Source organism: Polaribacter sp., from assembly GCF_965656025.1.
GTDB lineage: Bacteria > Bacteroidota > Bacteroidia > Flavobacteriales > Flavobacteriaceae > Polaribacter.
The window spans coordinates 1-5785 of sequence record NZ_CBFHJT010000069.1; the positions used below are offsets into that span (position 1 = coordinate 1).

At 31.1% G+C, this 5785-nt stretch carries 3 protein-coding genes and 1 pseudogene; 3 read left to right on the forward strand and 1 reads right to left on the reverse strand.

What is annotated here, in order from left to right; all coding sequences use genetic code 11:
* Positions 1 to 1110, reverse strand: a 1110-nt coding sequence (gene dnaB, locus ACTG3S_RS11950) for a replicative DNA helicase (RefSeq protein WP_439129579.1), incomplete at its 3' end; no start/stop codon positions are given.
* 138 nt (positions 1111 to 1248) lie between these two features.
* Here dnaB and ACTG3S_RS11955 point away from each other — a divergent pair.
* From ACTG3S_RS11955 to ACTG3S_RS11965, 3 genes and pseudogenes are all read left to right on the forward strand, one after another.
* Entirely contained in the window at positions 1249 to 2325 is a 1077-nt protein-coding gene (locus tag ACTG3S_RS11955) for a DUF3810 domain-containing protein (RefSeq protein WP_439129580.1), read from the forward strand.
* Between the two features lie 96 nt (positions 2326 to 2421).
* On the forward strand, positions 2422 to 5385 hold the full coding sequence (locus tag ACTG3S_RS11960) for an amidohydrolase family protein (protein WP_439129581.1): 2964 nt from the start codon (positions 2422 to 2424) through the stop codon (positions 5383 to 5385).
* Between the two features lie 5 nt (positions 5386 to 5390).
* Positions 5391 to 5785: pseudogene (locus tag ACTG3S_RS11965) on the forward strand (amidohydrolase family protein); the annotation flags it as partial.

A 5785-nucleotide genomic window follows, 5' to 3' on the forward strand; every position in this document is an offset into this window, starting at 1 on the left:
CAATTCTTTGGCTAATGCTTTTAAGTTTCTAGAAATGGTAGAAATTTCTTGCTCTCTGTTTCCTCCTCCTTTTCCATTTCCACCAGCCGTCATTAATTGTAAATAATCAATTACAATAATTCTTACATTGTGTTGAGACACCAAACGTCTTGCTTTTGCTCGTAAATCGAAAATAGAAAGTGATGGAGTGTCATCTATAAAAATAGGAGCATCAGAAAGTTTTTTAACTTTTACATTTAATTGTTCCCATTCGTGAGGTTCTAAATTACCTTTTCTTAGTTTTTCTGATGTTAAGCCAGTTTCCGAAGAAATCATCCTTGTAATTAATTGTACAGACGACATCTCTAAAGAAAAAACGGCTACAGCATGGTTAAAATCAATGGCCATATTTTTTGCCATAGAAATTACAAAAGCAGTTTTTCCCATACCAGGTCTTGCTGCAATAATAATTAAATCGGAAGGTTGCCAACCAGAAGTTAACGCGTCTAATTTGGTAAAACCAGTTGCCAAACCAGACATCCCTTCTTGGTTACCAATTTCTTGTATTTTTTTTAAGGCTTGTTTTACTAAAGAACCTGCATCTTCTGAACTCTTTTTTAAATTTCCTTGTGTTACCTCGAACAACTTCCCTTCTGCTTCATCTAGCAAATCAAAAACATCTGTAGATTCGTCATAAGAACTTTCTATAATTTCTGATGAAATTGATATTAATTTACGCTGAATATACTTTTGAAGAATAATTCTCGCGTGAAATTCGATGTGAGCAGAAGAAGCAACTTTTTGTGTTAAACGAATTAAATAGAAGTCGCCACCAACCATTTCTAATTTTCCGTTTTTCTTTAACAGATTAGAAACTGTTAGTAAATCTATGGGTTGCGAATTTTGGAAAAGTTCATAAATAACAGCATAAATTTCTTGATGCTTCCCATCATAAAAAGCATCAGAATGTAAAATATCAATTACATCATCAATTCCTTTTTTATCTATCATCATTGCACCTAACACAGCTTCTTCTAACTCTACTGCTTGTGGTGGAATTTTACCTTTCTCAAGGCTAATAATTCTGCTTTTATCTATTTTTTTTCCTGCGATTGCATTCGTTTTTTCCATGGACACAAATGTACTTTTTTACTTTGGTTGCTTGTCTTTAAATGTAACTTTTATTTGTTGACAAATATTGTAAACTAAATTGTTATTATCTTGTTAATAACCAGTGAACTTCTATTTTGAATGCTTATTTTTACCAACATGAAATGGAATAACAAACATCTGTTACTAACTCTTTTTCTTCCTATTCAGATTTTTTTAGTGCAATTGGCTTCTAAAAATCCTGAGTTTATAGAAACCTATTATTCAAACGGAATTTACCCATATATTTCTTCTTTTTTTAGAATACTTTTTGGCTGGATTCCTTTTTCTGTTGGTGATGTTTTAATAGCCATTCTACTAATTTTATTTTTACGTTCTTTATATTTATTAATAAAAAATCGTTTTAAAGAAGTTTTACACAAAATTATTCATTTTACGGGAATTTTATCAATAATTTATGGGTGTTTTTATCTTTTTTGGGGATTAAATTATTACAGAAAACCGTTAGCCGATAATTTAAATTATCAACAAAAAAAATATACAACAGCACAATTGAAAGAGGTTACAGAAACAATTATAAAAAACCTAAATTATTATCATTTTAAAATTACAAAAAACGATACAATTAAAGTTACAAACCCTCATCAGCAAAAAGAAATGTATAAAATGGCTGTTTTAGGTTATCGTAATTTAGAATCCGATTTCCCTCAATTAAAATCTCAATATAAATCCGTTAAAAGCTCTTTAATGAGTTTATTGCAAACCTATAATGGTACCTCTGGGTATTTAAATCCGTTAACAGGAGAAGCCCAAGTAAATGATAGAGTTCCAAAAACCAGCTATCCAACAACGGTTTGTCATGAAATGGCACATCAAATTGGTTATGCAGCAGAAAATGAAGCCAATTTTGTGGGTTTTTTAGCGGCTAATTATCATGAAGATCTATATTTTAAATATGCCAGTTACAGAATGGCTTTTGCCTATTGTATTTCTGAAGTTAGAAAAAGAAATCCTGATTTATCAAAAGAACTTTGGCGCTCTGTAAACAAAGGTGTTACTAAAGATTTTAGACAGAGTTATTCTTTTTGGCAAGAATATAAAAATCCTTTTGAACCCATTGTTAAAAAAGGTTACAATGCTTTTTTAAAAGCCAATAAGCAAGATAAAGGCATAGCCTCTTACAACTATGTGGTTGATTTATTGATTTCTTATTTTCAAAATTCTAAGGGAATCTAGATTTCTTAAATTTTTGTTAAATTCAACCCTTTTAACATAATACAAAATGCATCTAATTAAATTTAACACCATAAAAACAACAAATTCAAACTAAACATGAGAAAATTACTCTTTTTCTTCTCGTTCTTGTTGACGATATCATTGCATTCGCAGGATTATTTTCCAACAGATTCAGGAGTGAAAACAACCGAAAACACTTTAGTAGCCTTTACAAATGCTACTATTTATGTAACACCAGAAAAGGTTATTAAAAAAGGAACTTTACTAATTGAAAACGGTAAGATTATCGGAGTTGGTAAGTCTGTAAAAATCCCAACAGGGACAGAAACTATCGATTTATCTGGTAAAACCATCTACCCTTCTTTTATTGATATTTACTCTGATTTTGGAATAAAAAAACCTAAAAGAGCTTCTGGAAATTCTAGAGTTACACAATATGATGCTTCTAGAGAAGGATATTATTGGAATGATCATATTAGACCAGATGTAAATCCTTTAAAAGATTTTTCTTTTGATGGTAAAAAAGCCAAATCTTTAATAGAAGCTGGTTTCGGTGTGGTTAATACGCACATGGCAGATGGTATTATTCGTGGAAACGGATTATTAATTGCCTTAAATCCGAATGCTACAGACGCTTACAGAATTTTAGACACAAAATCTGCTCAGTATTTATCCTTTTCTAAAAGTGTAACTTCTAGACAAGCATATCCTAGTTCTAGAATGGGTGCAATGGCTTTGTTAAGACAAGTGTATTTAGATGCTGATTGGTATGCAAAAGGAAACATGAAAAATACCGATTTAGCTTTAAAAGCCTTAAATGAAAATAAAGACCTAATTCAAATTTTTGAAACCAACAATCATTTAGATGCTTTAAGAGCAGATAAAGTTGGTGATGAATTTGGCATACAATACACCATTGTTGGTAGTGGAGATGAATATGAAAGAATAAATGACATTAAATCTACCAATGCAAACTTCATCATTCCTGTAAACTTTAGCAATGCTTATGATGTTTCTAATCCGCTTTTAGCGCAACAAATTTCTTTAAGAGATATGCGTAAATGGAATCAAGAACCTTCTAATTTAAAAACATTAGCTGAAAATGGAGTAAATTTTGCTTTAACCACAAATTCTTTAAAATCTGTAAAATCGTTTCATAAAAATTTACAAAAAGCCATAAAATATGGTTTTGATAAAGAAAAAGCGTTGGCAGCTTTAACTACAATTCCAGCATCAATTATTGGCAATAATAATATTGGTAATTTACAGGAAGGTAGTTATGCAAATTTTATTATTACATCTGGAGATATTTTTGATGCCAAAACTACCTTATACGAAAACTGGGTACAAGGTGCTAAAAATGTAATCAATGATATGAATATTCCTAATATTACAGGGAATTATATGTTATCTGTAAATAATAAAAAATACGACTTATCCATTTCTGGTAAAGGTGCAAAGCAATCTGGAACCATTAAATTAGGCGATAAAAAAATAAAATCTAAATTTTCTTTTAAAGATGATTGGATTGAAATCACCTTAAACGAAGAAAGTGGCTATACAAGAATGATTGGAAAAATCATTAACGCCGCAAATGTAATGCAAGGTACTGCTTTTGATATTTTAGGTAACGAAACTTCTTGGTCTGCAAGTAAAACGGTAAAAAAAGAAGACAAAAAGAAAAAAAGCAGCAAAAAATCTAAAAAAGATGAGATTGTTGTAATGCCTGTAAGTTATCCAAACATTGGTTTTGGTAATTATATACAACCCAAACAAGAAACTCTTTTGATAAAAAATGTAACTGTTTGGACCAGTGAAGATGCTGGTATTTTAGAAAATACAGATGTACTTTTAAAAGATGGTAAAATTGTAGAAATTGGTAAAAATATTAAAGCTAGAAGAGCCACAGAAATAGATGGAACTGGCAAACATTTAACTGCTGGTATTGTAGATGAGCATTCTCATATTGCAACTTCTGCTGTTAATGAAGGAGCGCAAAACTCGTCTGCAGAAGTAACGATAGAAGATGTTGTAGATCCTACAGACATCAATATTTATAGAAACCTTTCAGGAGGTACCACTACTGCACAAATATTACATGGTTCTGCAAATCCTATCGGAGGTCGTTCTGCAATTATCAAACTAAAATGGGGAGAAAATGCAGAAAACATGATTTATGATGATACACCTAAGTTTATAAAATTTGCTTTGGGTGAAAATGTAAAACAATCTCGTTATCAAAATGGCGTTCGTTTTCCGCAAACAAGAATGGGTGTAGAACAAGTTTTTACAGACTATTTTACAAGAGCAAAAGAATATGATGCTTTAAAGAAAAGTGGAAAACCATATAGAAAAGACATCGAAATGGAAACTTTATCTGAAATCTTAAATAAAGAACGTTTTATTTCTTGTCACTCTTATGTACAATCAGAAATTAATATGTTAATGAAGGTTGCAGAAAAATTTAATTTTAATATAAACACTTTTACACACATACTAGAAGGTTACAAAGTAGCAGACAAAATGAAAGAACATGGTGTGGGGGGTTCTACTTTTTCTGATTGGTGGGCATATAAATATGAAGTAAACGATGCCATACCTTACAATGCTGCTATAATGCACAATGCAGGTGTAACTGTTGCCATAAATTCTGATGATAGAGAAATGTCTAGACGTTTAAACCAAGAAGCTGCAAAAACAATTAAATATGGTGGAATGACAGAACTAGAGGCTTGGAAAATGGTTACAATAAATCCAGCAAAACTATTACACATAGATGATAGAGTTGGTAGTATTAAAGAAGGAAAAGATGCAGATGTTGTGTTATGGAGTCATCACCCAATGTCTATTTATGCAAAAGCTGAAAAAACAATTGTAGATGGAAAAATATATTTTGATATCGAATTAGATAAAAATAAAAGAGCTGCAATTAAACAGGAAAAAAGTAAGTTGATTAAAATGATGATGGATGAAAAAATGGGTGGTGGAAAAACCAAAGTACCTATGAAAAGAGGAGATAGAAACTTTCAATGTGATACTTTAGAAGAAACTAAAAGCTAAAAATGATGAAAAAAATAATATATAGTTTGCTATTTATCATAGCAATACACACAGTTTCTGCACAGCAAACACCTGCAGATAAACAGACCACAGCATTTTCTATCGAAGGCGCAACTGCACATTTAGGGAATGGCAAAGTAATAGAGAATTCATTAATAATGTTTGATGGAGGTAAAATTACCTTTGTTGGAAGTGCCATTATGAAAATTGCAAGAATGGGAACCATTATTAATGCCAAAGGAAAACATGTTTACCCTGGTTTTATTGCAGCAAATGCAAGTTTAGGTTTGGTAGAAATAGATGCAGTTAAAGCCAGTGATGATGAAGATGAAATTGGGGCTATGAATCCGCATATCAGAAGTTTAATAGCCTACAATGCAGAAAGCAAAGTGGTAGAATC